The 13,740-nt window shown below is 57.3% G+C and carries 11 protein-coding genes, 1 tRNA gene and 2 pseudogenes; 5 read left to right on the plus strand and 9 right to left on the minus strand.

Features of this window, described 5'->3' with window-relative positions:
* Window positions 1-23: 23 nt before the first annotated feature.
* Together FHX08_RS24065 and tesB are read right to left on the minus strand one after the other, a co-directional pair.
* Window positions 24-374 carry a P-II family nitrogen regulator gene (locus FHX08_RS24065; protein WP_007814595.1) on the minus strand — a complete coding sequence of 117 codons (351 nt, stop codon included), beginning with the start codon at window positions 372-374 and terminating at the stop codon, window positions 24-26.
* Window positions 375-586: 212 nt separating this feature from the next.
* Window positions 587-1,472, minus strand: a pseudogene (gene tesB, locus FHX08_RS24070) (acyl-CoA thioesterase II).
* A gap of 86 nt (window positions 1,473-1,558) precedes the next feature.
* On the opposite strand from tesB, the gene FHX08_RS24075 reads away from it, so the two are divergent.
* The gene (locus FHX08_RS24075) at window positions 1,559-2,773 is read left to right on the plus strand and encodes a ubiquinone biosynthesis hydroxylase (protein WP_132655848.1); all 1,215 of its coding nucleotides are present in this window, start codon (window positions 1,559-1,561) and stop codon (window positions 2,771-2,773) included.
* A 2-nt stretch (window positions 2,774-2,775) separates the two neighbouring features.
* On the opposite strand, the gene FHX08_RS24080 is transcribed toward FHX08_RS24075, so the two are convergent.
* The 4 genes from FHX08_RS24080 to FHX08_RS24095 all read right to left on the minus strand — a co-directional run bounded on the left by FHX08_RS24080 (window position 2,776) and on the right by FHX08_RS24095 (window position 5,286).
* Entirely contained in the window at window positions 2,776-2,967 is a 192-nt protein-coding gene (locus FHX08_RS24080) for a Trm112 family protein (protein WP_132655850.1), read from the minus strand.
* 8 nt (window positions 2,968-2,975) lie between these two features.
* Entirely contained in the window at window positions 2,976-3,647 is a 672-nt protein-coding gene (locus tag FHX08_RS24085) for an LON peptidase substrate-binding domain-containing protein (RefSeq protein ID WP_132655852.1), read from the minus strand.
* 101 nt (window positions 3,648-3,748) lie between these two features.
* Complete coding sequence (gene trxA / locus FHX08_RS24090; protein ID WP_132655854.1) at window positions 3,749-4,720, minus strand: thioredoxin; 972 nt, start codon at window positions 4,718-4,720, stop codon at window positions 3,749-3,751.
* A gap of 56 nt (window positions 4,721-4,776) precedes the next feature.
* Window positions 4,777-5,286, minus strand: a complete 510-nt coding sequence (locus FHX08_RS24095; RefSeq protein ID WP_132655856.1) for a prolyl-tRNA synthetase associated domain-containing protein — start codon at window positions 5,284-5,286, stop codon at window positions 4,777-4,779.
* A gap of 258 nt (window positions 5,287-5,544) precedes the next feature.
* On the opposite strand from FHX08_RS24095, the gene FHX08_RS24100 reads away from it, so the two are divergent.
* Window positions 5,545-5,619, plus strand: a tRNA-Gly gene (locus FHX08_RS24100).
* 182 nt (window positions 5,620-5,801) lie between these two features.
* Here the strand turns inward: FHX08_RS24100 and FHX08_RS24105 are convergent.
* A pseudogene (locus tag FHX08_RS24105) lies at window positions 5,802-6,158 on the minus strand (helix-turn-helix domain-containing protein); the annotation flags it as partial.
* A gap of 416 nt (window positions 6,159-6,574) precedes the next feature.
* Here FHX08_RS24105 and FHX08_RS24110 point away from each other — a divergent pair.
* The 3 genes from FHX08_RS24110 to FHX08_RS24120 all read left to right on the plus strand — a co-directional run bounded on the left by FHX08_RS24110 (window position 6,575) and on the right by FHX08_RS24120 (window position 11,213).
* On the plus strand, window positions 6,575-7,246 hold the full coding sequence (locus FHX08_RS24110) for a CBS domain-containing protein (protein ID WP_132655860.1): 672 nt from the start codon (window positions 6,575-6,577) through the stop codon (window positions 7,244-7,246).
* Window positions 7,247-7,332: 86 nt separating this feature from the next.
* Window positions 7,333-9,795: a phosphoketolase gene (locus FHX08_RS24115; protein WP_132655862.1), complete on the plus strand. Its 2,463-nt coding sequence runs from the start codon at window positions 7,333-7,335 to the stop codon at window positions 9,793-9,795.
* A gap of 98 nt (window positions 9,796-9,893) precedes the next feature.
* Window positions 9,894-11,213 carry a glucoamylase family protein gene (locus FHX08_RS24120; RefSeq protein ID WP_132655864.1) on the plus strand — a complete coding sequence of 440 codons (1,320 nt, stop codon included), beginning with the start codon at window positions 9,894-9,896 and terminating at the stop codon, window positions 11,211-11,213.
* 100 nt (window positions 11,214-11,313) lie between these two features.
* Here the strand turns inward: FHX08_RS24120 and FHX08_RS24125 are convergent, their stop codons facing one another.
* Together FHX08_RS24125 and FHX08_RS24130 are read right to left on the minus strand one after the other, a co-directional pair.
* Window positions 11,314-13,002 (minus strand): ABC transporter ATP-binding protein/permease, encoded by a 1,689-nt coding sequence (locus tag FHX08_RS24125; protein ID WP_132655866.1) that lies wholly within the window; start codon window positions 13,000-13,002, stop codon window positions 11,314-11,316.
* 185 nt (window positions 13,003-13,187) lie between these two features.
* Window positions 13,188-13,733, minus strand: a complete 546-nt coding sequence (locus FHX08_RS24130; protein ID WP_312862182.1) for an ABC transporter substrate-binding protein — start codon at window positions 13,731-13,733, stop codon at window positions 13,188-13,190.
* Window positions 13,734-13,740: the final 7 nt, after the last annotated feature.

The raw sequence follows: 13,740 nt of genomic DNA on the forward strand, positions 1-13,740 counted from the left end.
AGCTCCTTGATCTGCCGTTCGTTTTACAGCGCTTCTGAATCGGTCTCGCCCGTACGGATGCGCACGGCATGGTCGATCGAGTAGACGAAGATTTTGCCGTCACCGATCTGGCCGGTCTTGGCAGATGCTGCGATGGCCTCTACCGCCTTGTCGACGATTTCGGATGCGACAGCGATTTCGATCTTGAGCTTCGGCAGGAAGCTCACCGCATATTCAGTGCCGCGATAGATTTCGGTGTGCCCCTTCTGGCGACCGTAGCCCTTCACTTCGGTTACAGTCAGGCCCTGGATGCCGATCGCCGTGAGGGCTTCGCGGACCTCATCGAGCTTGAACGGCTTGATAATGGCCATCACAATTTTCATCTGGTTTCCCATCCTTCGTTATCCTCGGCGCGGAGCCGACTCTCCTTGCCGCTGACGGTTTCTTCAACAGCGACCGGCGATAGACATTCAAAGGATGTGCCAGATTCGCGAGAACCGTTAACCTATTGAAATGTAAAGGATATAAGACAAGACGCCAATAAACAGGCAAATGATTGGCCAATAAGCGCACAAATAACGCGCAAATTTATAAATATGCCTATTCTTTATTCATTTGCCTTTTTCCGAATCAAGCCCTCCTGCGCCACCGACGCGATCAGGACACCGGAACGTGTAAAACAGGCTACCGCGGGTTAATCCTCTGGCACCTGAGGCAGACGGACTGTCTTGCGTATAGAGCAGCCAGTCGTCAAGCTTGTCGGGTCGGTGGAACCACATGGCATGGTCAAGGCTTGCGACCTGCAGGTTCTGGTCGAAGATGGATGTCCCGTGGGCATGCAGCGATGCATCGAGCAGCGTCATGTCGGAAAGATACGCAAGCACGGCAGCCTGATAGAGCCGGCTGTCCGGCACGGGACCGGTTGCCCGCACCCAGACATCCTGCCGCGGTTCGAGCTTCTCGCGCGTCAAATAGTGTTTGAGCGAAACAGGTCGGATTTCGATCGGCCTTTCGCGCTCCCAATATTTGCGCACCGCCGCCGGCGCATGGGTGAGATACTGTTCCTTGATCTGCTGCTCGCCAAGCAGCGTTTCCGGCATCGGCACTGCCGGCATGGGAATCTGGTGGTCGAAGCCCGGCTCCTCCAGCTGGAATGAGGCCGAGAGTGCAAAGATCGCCTTGCCGTGCTGGATCGCCACGGCCCGGCGCGTATTGAAGCTCGATCCATCGCGAATGCGCTCGACCTGATAGATGATCGGCACGGAGGGATCACCGGGCCGCATGAAATAGGCATGTAGCGAGTGAATGAAACGCTCGCTTTCCACCGTGCGCTGCGCCGCCATCAGTGCCTGCGCGATCACCTGCCCGCCGAACACCCGCTGCCAGCCGACCTGTGGACTGCGGCCACGAAAGATATCGACCTCGATCGGCTCGATATCGAGCGTCGAAATCAATGTTTCCATGGCGGTAGGCTTGCCCGTTTGCTCCGTCATTTTTGTTCACGTCTCGCCGGTAGGAAGTGGTAACCTGATGATCTATATAAATCGCATCTGATCGTGGAAAGTAAGAGGAGCGGGCTATGCTGGACATGCTGGTTGTGGGCGGAGGTTATGTCGGCCTGTCCGCGGCCGTGGCGGTCAAGCAGGCTGCACCTCATCTCAACGTTGCCGTCATTGAGGCTGCGCCCGAGCATGTCTGGAAGAAGGATATGCGGGCTTCTGCCATCATCGCGGCCGCGACGAAGATGCTCGAAGTCTTTGGCATCTGGGACGAAATCCAGCCCGAAGCGCAGCCGATCAACAAGATGATCGTCACCGATTCCAGGATGTCCGATCCCGTGCGACCGATCTTCTTGACCTTCGATGGCGAAGTGGCCGACGGCCGGCCATTCGCGCACATGATCCCAAATGTGGTGATGGTCGGCGCACTGCGTGGATTGTGCGAGCGGCTCGGCATCGAGATCCGCCACGATCTCAGCGCCACGGGGCTGAAAACCGGTGACACCAGTATCGAAGTCAGCCTTTCGGACGGTAGCACCCTGCAATCGCGCCTGCTGGTCGCCTGCGACGGCGTGCGCTCGAGGCTGCGGGACTTTGCTGGCATCAAGACCGTGACCTGGGACTATGGCCAGTCCGGCATCGTGACGACAGTTGAGCATGAACGGCCGCATAATGGCTGCGCCGAAGAGCATTTTCTTCCGTCCGGCCCCTTCGCCATCCTGCCGCTGCGTAACAACCGGTCGTCGCTGGTCTGGACCGAGCGGACGAACGACGCCAACCGCCTCGTCGCTGCTGATGATCTGGTTTTCGAAGAGGAGTTGGAGCGCCGCTTCGGCCACAAGCTCGGCACTCTCAAGGTCGTCGGCGACAAGCGCGCCTTTCCACTCGGTCTGACACTCGCCCGTTCTTTTGTCGCGCCGCGCTTCGCACTTGCCGGTGACGCAGCACACGGCATCCATCCGATCTCCGGCCAGGGCCTCAATCTCGGCTTCAAGGACGTGGCAGCACTTGCCGAAACCATCGTTGAAGCCGATCGACTTGGGCTCGATATCGGTGCCATCAACATTCTGGAGCGCTATCAGAGCTGGCGCCGCTTCGACACCTTCCGCATGGGCGTCACGACCGATGTACTGAATCGGCTGTTTTCCAACGACATGGCTCCGATCCGCATCGCTCGCGACGTCGGCCTCGGCATCGTCGATCGCCTGCCCGGTCTGAAATCCTTCTTCATCGGCCAAGCGGCAGGAACGACAGCCAAGGACAATCCGCGGCTGCTTGCAGGCGAAACGATCTGACCTTACTCGTCTTCGAGACTACGCGCTTCCGAAACCAGCATAATCGGGATGCCGTCCCGGATCGGATAGGCAAGCCGTGCCTTTTCCGAAACGAGTTCATTATGCTCGCGGTCGTAAGAAAGCCGACCCTTGGTTAGCGGGCAAACAAGAAGGTCGAGAAGTTTGGGATCGACTCGGCTCAGCTTTTCGTCCATGGCGGTCTCTACTGTAGCACGGTATCGGAATCGCCGAAAACGCGGGCAAGCACGATTTCGGTGATGGCAATCAGCGTTTCCGCCCTTGTCTTGAGGTCGGGCGCCTCCAATAGCGCCTGTTTTTCAGCTGGGCCGAAGGGTGACATCATGGCCAGCGAATTGACGAGCGTAAGATTGCTGGCGCGCTCGACGCTTTCCCAATCTGCCTCAAGCTTGTTCGCGTCGAGATAGGCCTTGAAGGCTGTCAACAGCGCGTTGCGGTCGACGGCGTCTTCTTCGTTCTCGCTGGAAAGGTCCGATATGAACGGCGCGATGCGAAAGGTGCGGAATGGCTGGCCGTGTGGCCTCTCCTCCAGAAGCCGGAAACGGCACACGCCTGTCAACGAAACAATATAACGCCCATCGCCGGTTTCGGCATACGACGTGATCCGGCCGAGGCAGCCGACCGTCGCAAGCTCGGGGGCGTGTGTCTTATCCTCATGTTCGCCGTGAGCCGGTTGCACCATACCGATCAGACGGTTTCCCGCGAGTGCTGCATCGAACATTGCAAGGTAACGCGGCTCGAAGATATTGAGCGGCAATTGTCCAGCAGGCAGGAGAAGTGCACCTGTCAGAGGAAAAACTACAATCTCGTCCGGTAGATCACCGGGCTTCAGATATCTCGCATTGCCCACTTGCATGAAGACTAGTCCCGCACTCTAGCGGCGGGCGTGTCCAACACGCCCGCTCTGACGAGGAATGTGGTGCCCTTGTCTGAAAACGCAAGGGTGAAGCCGCAAACTCAGGAAAACAGGATCGAGGAGAGCTTACGGCGGGCCGAAACAGTTGCCGGATCCTTGAATCCCCAGACCTCGAAGAACTGCAGAAGCTGGCGTCGCGCACCATCATCATCAAAAGCGCGATCCTTGCGCATGATGAAAAGCAGGTGTTCGGCCGCTTCTTCGCGCTTGCCCTCGACATTGAGGATCTTGGCGAGTTTCAGGCGGGCTTCGTGATGATCCGGGTTCAATGCCAGCTCGCGCTCCAGGGCAACGGGATCGCCGAGCTTGCGGGCTTCTTCGATCTGGTCGAGCTTCTTCAGCACGGCCTGGATGCCGGCATCCTTGCCAACCTCTTCCGGCAGCTCGCTCAGCAACTGACGGGCCTCGCCATGCTGGTCTGCTGCGATCAGGCACTCGGCCATGCCGACAAGCGCCTTCGCATTCTCCGGATCGGCCTGAAGGATCGCACCATAAAGCTGACCCGCTTCGTCGATATCTCCAGCGGCCAGCGCTTCGGAAGCCTGCCCCAGATACGCTTCGATTTCCGCGGTTTGGCCAGTGTCCGCAGGACCTGCGAGGCGATCTATGAACTGGCGAACCTGGCTTTCCGGCACCGCTCCCATGAAACCATCGGCCGGCCGGCCATTGACGAAGGCGATGACGGCCGGAATGGACTGGATACCGAGCTGACCGGCGATCGAAGGATGATCGTCGATGTTCATCTTGACCAGCTTGACGCGGCCCTGACCTTCATTGACGACCTTTTCCAGAACCGGCGTCAGCTGCTTGCACGGACCACACCACGGCGCCCAGAAATCGACCAGCACCGGCTGATTGCGCGATTCCTCCAGAACATCCTTCGCGAAATTCGCCGTCGTCGTGTCCTTGATATGGCTGCCGCCCGCCGCAGGCTGGGGTGCTGTACCATAACTTGCCGTTGCCGACATTTGGTTGCCGAAAGAACCGTTATAGGGGTTGTCGCTGCCGCTCATAGATATCTCCCGCCGCGCCGATCTGCCGGCGTCTCTTGTAGCGATAAAATCGTATGTCAGGACGTCACTTTCAAGACAAGCGGCTTATGCCCCGTCGCTTCCATGAATCGTATCAGATCGGCGCTGCCGATCGAAGTGGTCGCATCGTTGGAAAGTGGATGGCAGTTGACGATGTCGTCGTGCATCAGATCCGCATCGAGTACGAACGTAACGTTATTGCCGGTATCGTTGATCGCGCCGAACGCGGTAACCGCCCCCGGAATGACACCCAGATATTCCATCAACTTTTCAGGCTTACCGAATGACACGCGGCCGGAGGCGCCGATGATGGTATGGACCTGCTTGAGGTCGACAACGGCATTTTCCTCCACCGTCAGCAGGAAATACTGATCTTTCTTGTCCTTCACGAAGAGGTTTTTGGTGTGCCCGCCGGGAATTTCATCCCGCAGCGCCACCGATTCGGCAACGGTGAAGACGGGGGCATGATCTTTGGTGTTGTGAGCTATGCCGAGACCATCGAGAAAGGCGAAAAGATCCTGGCGAGTCTTGGGCTTGTTTTCGGTCATCGTCATTCCATCAGACAAGAAAGAAGCAGATTGCATTGTCTGCTTACGTCCGCCTCATGCGCTTGGCAATCTTCGTGACCGACGCTTTGCCTTGCATTCGCGGCGTTTCCGAACCTGGTTTTCCACCATCAAAACTTTTCTTCGTTTTTCCGTCATTTCCCTGTTGCATTTGAAAATCGTTTGGGCGATATAGCGCCCGTCGCCGCAAGGTGGCGCCCACGGTCCGCTACTTACTACCCCGGACCGGTGCGGATTTGAGCGGGTGTAGCTCAGGGGTAGAGCACAACCTTGCCAAGGTTGGGGTCGAGGGTTCGAATCCCTTCGCCCGCTCCAGTTTCCCAATTGTCCAGCTCGGAGACATAGGTAACAGATTGTCCCTAAGACATAGGTGACAACCTCGTGCCGAACGGGTTGTCGATGGTTTGCAAGGTCCTCTGCTCCAGGTCGATATATCCGAGATCATAGTGCATGAAGCTGACGAGCCAAATACCGTCGTGCCGCTTGCGGGCATGAGCGACCAGCCCGTGCCGGTCAAGCACCGCATGCACCGTGCTCTTCGACGGCACGCGCACATCGCCGGCCAGACGCTTCACCAGCAGTTCTCTGATCTTCCTGGCACCCCAATGCGGCTTCTCTTGTCTGAGCCGCACGATCATTGCCTCCACCGGCTCGGGCAACTGGTTGGCGTAACGCACCGGCCGTCGAGACCGGTCCGTCAGCGCCTCCAGGCCGTCATCCTTGTAGCGATTGAAAATCTTGTAGCCGGTCTTGCGCGAGATGCCGAACTCCCGGCACACATCGCTCATGCCTTCGCCCTCCAGCAGTCGGGCAACAAATCGTAGACGTTCCTCCATCACCGAAGTCCACGGCATCAACACCTCCCGCTAAAAGACGGAAAGTGTTACCCATCTCTCCGGTACAAAACGTCACCTATCTCTCAGGTCGGGCAAAACACCTACGCTTACCGGAGCTTAAACGTCCTTATGACGTGCGCTTGGTATTGCCACCGGCCGCGCAGCGAGACGCCATCACACAGGCTTCGTCAGGACAAAAGCAGGCCAAGCATCAACGAGCGCCGATGGCGAAGGGCACACGTTGCTCCTTCGGTCACCTTTCCGTAGACAAATTTGCGGCCTTCGATTGATCCAACTCAATGCAAAATGCGGTAGTATCCGATTAGGCTTCTTGAGCTTTGTTGGGAGGATTCTTCGCGAACGCGGTTTGCCTACGCCCGCTTCCGGAATTGGCAAAAGAAGATTCCCATCGTTCGGACCTGCGGTGGATCGAGATGCTCGTCAAAGATGTAATGACGACTACGGTTGTCACAGTATCACCTGACAATAGCGTTCGGCATGCGGCCAGGCTGATGTCCGACCAACATGTAAGCGGCGTTCCTGTCGTTGACGACGGTGGGCGCTTGCTGGGTATCATCAGCGAAGGCGATCTGATCCGTCGTACGGAACTGTCCAGCGGAGCATTCGCCCTGAAGACGGATATGGGACTTGGCCCTGATGACAGGGCGAACGCTTTTGTAAAGCGATGTGCGTGGAGAGTGGGTGACGTCATGACGCCCGATCCTGTCACGATCGACGAAAATGCACCCCTTTCCCGTGTTGCCGAACTCATGCAGGACCGCGGCATCAAGCGCATTCCGGTCCTGCGGGACGGAAAACTCGTCGGCGTCGTCAGCCGCGCCGATCTCCTGCAAGTAATTTACTCAGCTAAACCGGACGACACGGCAGCCGGCGACGAGGCCATCCGCCGCAGCATTCTTGTCCGGCTTTGCGAAAATACCGGCTTGGAAGGCTCGGATGTAAGCGTCACGGTCGCAGACGGGATCGTACATTTTTGGGGCAACGTCGAGACGGCGGCGCGCCGGAGAGCTGCGCGGATTCTGGCGGAGGGTGTCCGCGGTGTCCGCGGCGTGGTGGAGCATTTCCCGGAATCTCCCCCTCAATAGTACAGCCGCATCGACATGAGACTGCACCGGCCTTCAAGAAACGGACCGGCGAAATTCAGCAATGTCATTTTGATTGGGAGGCTCAGATGGCTTCACCTGACACGGCAGTGATGAACAAAACAGCCTCGGCAGCGTCGCCTGGGAAAACCCCGCTTTCGGCTGAGGAACTCCGCCTGATGGACGCCTATTGGCGGGCATCGAACTATCTGTCGGTTGGGCAGATCTATCTGCTCGACAATCCCCTGCTCAAGAAGCCTCTCGCACGTGAACACATCAAGCCGCGGCTACTCGGCCATTGGGGAACCTCGCCAGGCCTGAACATGCTCTATGTGCACCTTAATAGGGTGATCAAGCGAGACGACCTCAACATGATCTATGTGATCGGCCCTGGCCACGGCGGACCGTCACTGGTTGCACACGCCTATCTGGAAGGGACCTACACCGAATTCTACCCGAATATTGGCCAGGACGAGGAAGGCATGAAGCGGCTGTTCAAGCAGTTCAGCTTTCCCGGCGGCATCCCAAGCCACGTGGCTCCCGAAACACCCGGAAGCATTCATGAAGGTGGAGAGCTCGGCTATGCGCTCAGCCACGCCTATGGTGCTGCCTTCGATAATCCCGATCTGATCGTGGCCTGTGTCGTCGGTGACGGGGAGGCTGAAACCGGGCCGCTTGCGACCGGATGGCATGGCAACAAATTTCTCAATCCGGCGCGTGACGGATGCGTTCTGCCGATCCTGCACCTCAACGGCTACAAGATCGCCAATCCCTGCTTCCTTGCCCGTATTCCCAATCAGGAATTGGTGAAGTTCTTTGAGGGCATGGGATATGCGCCCCTTTTCGTGGAAGGTCATGAGCCCGACAAGGTTCAGCAGCAGCTTGCCGCAGCCATGGACACCGCCGTTGCCAGGATCAAGGCGATCTGGTCGGAAGCGCGGGACAAAGGAAATGTTAGTCGTCCAGCGTGGCCGATGATCGTCTTCCGTACGCCGAAGGGCTGGACCTGCCCAGAGGAGATCGACGGCAAGAAATGCGAAGACTACTGGCGCTCGCACCAGGTTCCGATGGGCGATATGGACAAACCGGAACATATCAAGGTGCTTCATCACTGGATGAAGACCTACAAACCTGAAGAACTTTTTGACGACGATGGCAGATTGCGTGCTGAACTGGCCGCGCTGGCACCGACCGGACATCGCCGGATGAGCGACAATCCGCACGCAAACGGTGGTCTGTTGCTGCGCGATTTGAAGATGCCGGATTTCCGCGATTATGCAGTCTCTGTTCCCAAGCCCGGATCAGTGACCGCGGAATCGGCTCGCCTCATGGGCAAGTTCCTGCGCGATGTGATGAAACTGAACCTTCAAAGCAAGAACTTTCGGCTGTTTAGCCCAGATGAGAACAATTCCAATCGCTGGCAGGACGTGCTGGAGGTGACAGATCGCTGCTATATGGCCGAGATCTACCCGGAGGACGATCACCTGTCGCCCGACGGCCGCGTCATGGAGGTCCTAAGCGAGCATCAATGCCAGGGCTGGCTTGAAGGCTATCTGTTGACCGGACGTCACGGCTTTTTCTCCTGCTACGAGGCGTTCATTCACATCATCGACTCGATGTTCAATCAGCATGCCAAATGGCTGAAAGTGTGCAATCACATCCCCTGGCGGCGGCCGATCGCCTCGCTCAACTACTTCCTGAGTTCGCATGTCTGGAGGCAGGATCACAACGGGTTTTCCCATCAGGATCCGGGCTTCATCGACCATGTGATCAACAAGAAGGCGGAGGTCATCCGGGTCTATCTTCCGCCGGATGCCAATACGCTGCTGTCCGTTACCGATCATTGCCTGCGCAGCCGCAACTATGTGAACGTCGTGGTGGCAGGCAAGCAACCTGCTCTGCAATGGCTCACGATGGACGAGGCGATCAAGCACTGCGCCGAAGGTCTCGGCATTTGGGAGTGGGCCAGCAATGACCAGGGCTCGGAACCGGATGTGGTCATGGCCTGCTGCGGCGATGTTCCCACTCTGGAGACGCTCTCCGCCGTCCAGTTGATCCGCGAGCACCTTCCCCAGGTGAAGGTGCGGGTCATCAATGTCGTCAATCTGATGAAGCTGCAGCCCTCGAGTGAACATCCCCACGGGCTTTCGGATCCTGACTTCGATGCGTTCTTCACAAAGGATAAGCCGATCATCTTCGCATTCCACGGATATCCCTGGTTGATCCACCGGCTGACCTATCGGCGAACCAACCATAAAAATCTGCATGTCCGAGGCTACAAGGAAGAGGGAACGACCACGACGCCGTTCGACATGGTCGTTCTGAACCAGCTCGATCGCTTTCATCTCGTCGAAGATGTGATCGATCGGCTGCCGCAACTTGGCGCGCGCGCCGCTTATTTCAAGCAGGCAATTCGCGGGAAGCTGATCGAGCACCGGCAATATATCGACAAGCATGGTGATGACATGCCCGAGATCAGCGGCTGGAAATGGGGCGTCAAGAGCACGGAGAAAGGGAAGGCGGCGACTTCCACAGAGGGAGACAATGCCTAGGCGACACGTCGCGTGTAAACGATCATGCCGGCAGGCGTCCGACCAGGGCCGCCTCCGGTTGTCCGACGAAATCTCCTGATCTCCCTGGTTACCTTATCATGTCGGAATTACTGTCAACCGATCTCGAATTGAACCGAATGCCGACGGAAGAGGACCTCGGTCGCCTTCAGTTCACGACCCTGCTCTACTATCTGCAATGCACGAATCCGGACAACGGGTTGGTTCGAGACAAGACACAGGCAGGCGCACCAGCGAGCATCGCTGCCATCGGCATGGCTCTTGCCACCATTCCTGTCGTAGTGGAGCGCGGCGTCGTCATTCGCGAGTTTGCCGCCAAGATCGCCCGACGCCGACTGGAATTCCTGATATCCTGCCACCAGGGGCCGGAACCTGACGCCTCCGGCTACAAGGGTTTCTTCTACCATTTCCTCGACATTGAGACGGGGCGACGAGTCTGGCAGTGCGAATTGTCAACAATCGACTCGGCTTTCCTGTTCGCCGGTGCTTTGACCGTCGCGGCTTATTTCGATGCGGACACCGAGGACGAGGCGAAGGTTCGCGCACTTGCCAAGGCGCTGTACGAGCGCGTGGACTGGAACTGGGCTCGCGACCACGGAGCCACGCTCACCCATGGCTGGCGACCGGAAAGTGGATTCATTCCCTATCGATGGCGGGGCTATGACGAAGGTCTGCTTCTTTACATTCTCGGGCTCGGCTCGCCGAGCCACCCTCTGCCGCCGGAAAGCTATACGGCTTACACGGAGAGCTACGAATGGCGGAATATCTTCGGTCGCGAATTGCTCTATTCCGGCCCGCTCTTTACGCATCAGCTTTCACATATGTGGATCGATTTTCGCGACATTCGCGACAATTTCATGCGCGAGCATCGAAGCGACTATTTCCAGAACAGCCGGCATGCCACTTTCGTCCAGCAGGAATATGCCATTCGCAACCCGCTGAATTTTAAAGGCTACGGCGAACATTGCTGGGGCTTCACGGCAAGCGATGGGCCTGGCTGGATCAAGAGAAATATAGACGGCGTCGATCGGGAATTCTTCGACTACGTTGCCCGGGGCGCACCCTATGGGCCAGATGATGGAACGGTATCCCCCTGGGTGGTGGTTGCCTCGCTGCCATTTGCGCCGGAAATCGTCATCCCGACCGTGCGAAACTTTGCCCGCATGAAACTTGGAATGACACGGCTTTATGGGTTTAGGCCGTCGTTCAACCAGACATATACGACTGGTGACAACAACGACGAATGGTGGGTCAGCCCTTACCATTTCGGGATCGACCAAGGTCCGGTTGTCTTGATGATCGAAAACTACCGAAGCGGCTTGCTGTGGAACATTATGCGTCGCTGCGAGCCGGTGGTGGTCGGATTGAGACGAGCGGGGTTTTCAGGCGGCTGGTTATGATGGCTGTGCCGAATCCGCCCGAATTTCCTGAGGCACAACAGGCTTGTGGCGAACAACGCTACAGACGACCGAGGTTTCAAAGAACCAGACTGCGTGACACTCAGGCTTTCTGTTTTTGATCGATCCACCTCCAGGAGCCGTCCGAACCATATTCCAGAACGGCATCGTAGGATGAGCGCGGGGCATCCGGCTCGGCGAAGTTGACGCACGCGATCCTTCTTTCCGCCAGAAGCCGGAGAATTGCGGACAGAAGCTCGTGACCGAAGATGGCATCGGCTTTTTCTAGAACAATATATGACGGAGTGGCCATGATCGCGCTTGCAAGTGCAATGAGCCGTTGTTCGCGAGGCGACAGCAACGTGGTCCAGTCTTGCTCGCTATCCAGCTCATTAGGTATCAAATCGCGTGTGAGCCCGAGATTCCTCAGCAAAGCGAGGATCTGACCATCCGTTTCCTTGATCGAACGCTCCGGGGATACCAGGATTTGGCGCAGAGTTCCCGGGCCCAAATAGGCCCGCTGACCGAGAAACCGCACATGTTGACGGGGAGGGATGACGATGCGCCCGGTCCCTGACGTATTAAGTCCTGCCGTAGTCCGGAATAAGGCGGACGCCGCGACCTCACTTTCTCCCGTAACGATCACCCGCGTATCGGTTGGGATGAGGACCGACAAATCCGTCACCAATACCTCTCCTGTCGGCGACGTCAGCGTCAGGTGTTCATAGCCAAGGCTGTCCTCAGCCTCGACGAGTTCGATACCGATATCCGCCGGGCTGCTAGCTTCCTCGATCGCTTCCAAAAGGGAACTGAGACGCGCCACGACGGTCGCGAAGTTCGAGATCGAGTTGAATTGTGCGACGATGAATGAGAGCGCACCGACGAGCATGGCAAAGGCTGCCGCCGACTGCGTGATGACCCCAAATTCGATGTCCCCACGCATGAACGCGGGCGCGATGATGACGACCGGAATGATCTGTATCATCCAATTGTAACCGGTGGTGAAGAAACCAACGTTGCGATTGATGGCGATTATCCGCCTGAAGTTTGCGGCGAGGCTATCGAACTGCTTGAGAAGCCGATCTGTGTGGCGTTGTTCGGAACCCTCGATCATGATTGATTCCGTGTTTTCACGCACACGGATCAGTTCGGACCGAAAGGCCGCTTCGCGGTCGAGCTGGTTATAGTTCAGGTCGATCAAAGGTCGTCCCAACACGATCGTCATAAACGATCCGAAGGCGGCATAGACAACCGCCGTAAAGAACAGAAGCGGACTGATCAGCCACAACACGCCCGAAAAGGTGAAGATCGTCAACACGCTGCTGAGCAGCATAAGCAGGAAGGAAAGCGTCGTCGTCGTGAATGCTTTGACATCCTCGGCAATCCGCTGGTCAGGATACGCAACTTTACCCCGAATGCCGAGCCGGTAGAAAGTACCGTCGGTCATATAAACACCGATTGCACGACGGGTGAGGTGCTCTCGCCAAAGCAAAGCCAGTCGTTCTTCGGCAAAGCGGGCAATCACCGATACGAGGGTCGAAGCGGCAAAAGCGCCAGCGTAGAGGATCGCCTGGCGAATAAATTCGGCAGTCTGCCTTTCAGCGATCGCAGTCATGAAGTGCCGGCCGACAAAACTGTTGACGACATTCAGAGCGCTGATGCCGCCGAAGAGGGCGACCAGGGAAGCGAGAAGAAATCCGGCTCGTCCGCCAACATCGGATGTCATGAACAATTTGATCGCGCGGATGAACCGTATTGCCGTCAACTTGAGCGGAATTTGCTGCTGGCCCATTGTCGCCCCCAAACTTGTGTTGGTACGAACTATAGCGCGAAAAACGTGCGACAGAGAGCGGCGCGGGAGTGGATGGGCGAGCCTTCTCTTTGGCGGTAGTGACACATAGCAGGAGAGGCTCCCAAACGGGACACGACTGCTGAACAATCGATCCCGCGCAGGACGCGTCGCTCTGCATGTATTTGCTATTTCCGCGGATCGAACAGGTCGCGAGGCCATCGCCGAGAATGTTGAATCCGAGTACGGTCACCATGATCGCGAGGCCGGGAAAGAGCGACATATAGATGTTGAGGCCGAGATATCGACGGCGCTGACGCTGTCGATGAAGGTGCGCAGACGGCCGCTGGCGGCAAACCCGCACTTGGTATCGAATGGCGGGTAAAATTCTTCACGACGGCATCGGCATCGAAGGGCGTGCCATCGTGGAACTCGACACCCTGGCCCAGCTTGAACGTCCAGACGATGCCGGCATCGTTGCTTGACCAGTCGGTAGCAAGCGCCGGCTGAAGGCTCAGATCCTTAGCACGGGAAAGCAGACTATCGTACATCGGATCCAAAACGGCGGCGGTAAACGTTGCGGTCTGATCCCCCGGATTCCATCGAGCGTGGCGCGACCGTGCGAGTGCTAATAAAATCCCTTGCGAATGATTTCCATTGGTTCTTGATTCTTGGAACCGGCCATCCGGTTGGCTTTGATCAATTTTCCAATTTATTTTGGTTGATTGGTTCATTTTCCGA

Source organism: Rhizobium sp. BK529 (assembly GCF_014194105.1).
Classification (GTDB): Bacteria; Pseudomonadota; Alphaproteobacteria; order Rhizobiales; family Rhizobiaceae; genus Rhizobium.

Excerpts from the sequence above, each read along its gene's own strand:
- FHX08_RS24065 (WP_007814595.1), bottom strand. The coding sequence starts at position 374 with ATGGGAAACCAGATGAAAATTGTGATGGCCATTATCAAGCCGTTCAAG.
- FHX08_RS24075 (WP_132655848.1), top strand. The coding sequence starts at position 1,559 with ATGCTGGACATGCTGGTTGTGGGCGGAGGTTATGTCGGCCTGTCCGCG.
- FHX08_RS24080 (WP_132655850.1), bottom strand. The coding sequence starts at position 2,967 with ATGGACGAAAAGCTGAGCCGAGTCGATCCCAAACTTCTCGACCTTCTT.
- FHX08_RS24085 (WP_132655852.1), bottom strand. The coding sequence starts at position 3,647 with ATGCAAGTGGGCAATGCGAGATATCTGAAGCCCGGTGATCTACCGGAC.
- trxA (WP_132655854.1), bottom strand. The coding sequence starts at position 4,720 with ATGAGCGGCAGCGACAACCCCTATAACGGTTCTTTCGGCAACCAAATG.
- FHX08_RS24095 (WP_132655856.1), bottom strand. The coding sequence starts at position 5,286 with ATGACCGAAAACAAGCCCAAGACTCGCCAGGATCTTTTCGCCTTTCTC.
- FHX08_RS24110 (WP_132655860.1), top strand. The coding sequence starts at position 6,575 with ATGCTCGTCAAAGATGTAATGACGACTACGGTTGTCACAGTATCACCT.
- FHX08_RS24115 (WP_132655862.1), top strand. The coding sequence starts at position 7,333 with ATGGCTTCACCTGACACGGCAGTGATGAACAAAACAGCCTCGGCAGCG.
- FHX08_RS24120 (WP_132655864.1), top strand. The coding sequence starts at position 9,894 with ATGTCGGAATTACTGTCAACCGATCTCGAATTGAACCGAATGCCGACG.
- FHX08_RS24125 (WP_132655866.1), bottom strand. The coding sequence starts at position 13,002 with ATGGGCCAGCAGCAAATTCCGCTCAAGTTGACGGCAATACGGTTCATC.
- FHX08_RS24130 (WP_312862182.1), bottom strand. The coding sequence starts at position 13,733 with ATGAACCAATCAACCAAAATAAATTGGAAAATTGATCAAAGCCAACCG.